A 1,847-nucleotide genomic window follows, 5' to 3' on the forward strand; every position below is an offset into this window, starting at 1 on the left:
GACTCGAAGGATCACGCGGTGGCCGCTTCCTCGTCCACGACGAACACGCCGACGATCACGGCGACCGCGCTACACCACTATCGGGGACTCAACTGCAACGAGCGTTCCGATGTGAAAGGGTCGGCTCGCGGAGGCGCGACGGGGCGTGCGGTGTACCGCCCCTTGTGACACGGGAGTTTTCGGATCTGTCAACCGTGTCGTGGACTGGCGCACCAGGCACCATTCGATGAGGATGTGGCAATGGCAGAGGTACTGCTCGGCGTGGACACGGGGACCGGCAGCACCAAGGGCGTGCTCGCGACTGCCGACGGCACCATCGTGCGCACCGCGGTCCGCCAGCACGCGATGAGCCTGCCGCGACCGGGCTGGGCGGAGGTCGACGCCGAGGCGGTCTGGTGGGGCGACTTCGTCGACGTGTGCCGTGAGCTCACGAGCGACCTCGACGGGCACGAGCTCGTCGGCATGTGCGTGAGCGGGGTGGGCCCGTGCCTGCTGCTGTGCGACGACGACCTCGCCCCGGTCCGGCCGGCCATCCTCTACGGCATCGACATGCGGGCCACCGCTGAGATCGACGAGCTTGCCGAGCGGCTGGGCGCCGAGCATGTGCTTGAGCGGTGCGGCAAGGCCCTGTCGACCCAGGCGGTCGGCCCGAAGATGGTGTGGGTGCAGCGGAACGAGCCGGAGGCATGGCGCCGGGCGCGGCGGTGGTTCAACTCCAACTCCTACCTCGTCGCCAAGCTCACCGGCGAGTACGTCCTGGACCACCACACCGCGAGCCAGAACGACCCGCTCTACGACCTGCGGCGCAACGACTGGGCGCAGGACTGGCTGCCCGACGTGGTCGGCCACCTCGAGGTCCCGCGTCTCGTGTGGCCGGCCGACGTGGTCGGCCGCGTCACGGCTGAGGCGTCCGCCGCGACGGGCGTGCCCGAGGGCGTCCCGGTGTGCGCGGGCACGGTGGACGCGTGGAGCGAGGCGTTCTCCGCGGGCGTTCGGCGCCCGGGTGACCTCATGCTGATGTACGGGTCGACGATGTTCTTCGTGCAGGTGCTCCCGTCGCTGCAGACCCACCCCCTGCTGTGGACCACGACCGGGGTCGAGCGCGAGCAGTTCACCCTCGCGGCGGGGATGTCCACGTCCGGTTCCCTCACGTCGTGGGTTCAGGAGCTCACGGGAGGTGCGCCGTTCGAGCAGCTCGTGGCGGAGGCCTCGGCGCTGCCGCCCGGCTCCGACGGGCTCGTCCTGCTGCCCTACTTCGCCGGCGAGCGCACGCCGATCTTCGACCCGCGCGCGCGGGGCGTCGTGGCGGGCCTCAGCCTGCGGCACGGCCGGGGCCACCTGTTCCGCGCCGTCTACGAGGGCATCGCCTACGGCATCCGCCAGATCGTCGAGTTCCTCGACGGCGAGCAGACACCGATCGACCGGCTCGTCGCGGTCGGCGGAGGCACCCAGGGCGGCCTGTGGACCCAGATCGTCAGTGACGTGGTCGGGCGACCACAGGTCGTCCCCACCCAGACCGTGGGCGCCAGTTACGGCGACGCGCTGCTCGCCGCCATCGGCACGGGACTGGTGCCGCCCGAGACCGACTGGGCCTCGGTGGGCACGGTCGTCGAGCCCAACCCGGCCAACCACGAACTGTACGACCGGCTGTACGGCGTGTACGGCGACCTGTACCCGGCCACCAAGAGCCTGGTCCACACGCTGGCGGCGACCCAGGAGGACGCCTTCCGGTCCTGAGGTCGGGTGAGGGTGCGGCCGGCGGCACCCACCGCTCACGCGGAGCCGCAGCACCGGCCGTCAACACCCCAGCGGGCTGCCCTCGTCGCCCACCGGCAGCAGGAAGGGGC

The 1,847-nt window shown here is 71.4% G+C and carries 1 protein-coding gene; it reads left to right on the top strand.

The annotated features are described in order from the left end of the window. The first annotated feature begins 240 nt into the window (after positions 1-240). Positions 241-1,737 carry an FGGY-family carbohydrate kinase gene (locus ACFUC1_RS20535; RefSeq protein ID WP_379123161.1) on the top strand — a complete coding sequence of 499 codons (1,497 nt, stop codon included), beginning with the start codon at positions 241-243 and terminating at the stop codon, positions 1,735-1,737. The last annotated feature ends 110 nt before the right edge of the window (positions 1,738-1,847 follow it).

The sequence above is a fragment of the Pedococcus sp. NPDC057267 genome (genome assembly GCF_042668795.1).
GTDB lineage: Bacteria > Actinomycetota > Actinomycetes > Actinomycetales > Dermatophilaceae > Pedococcus.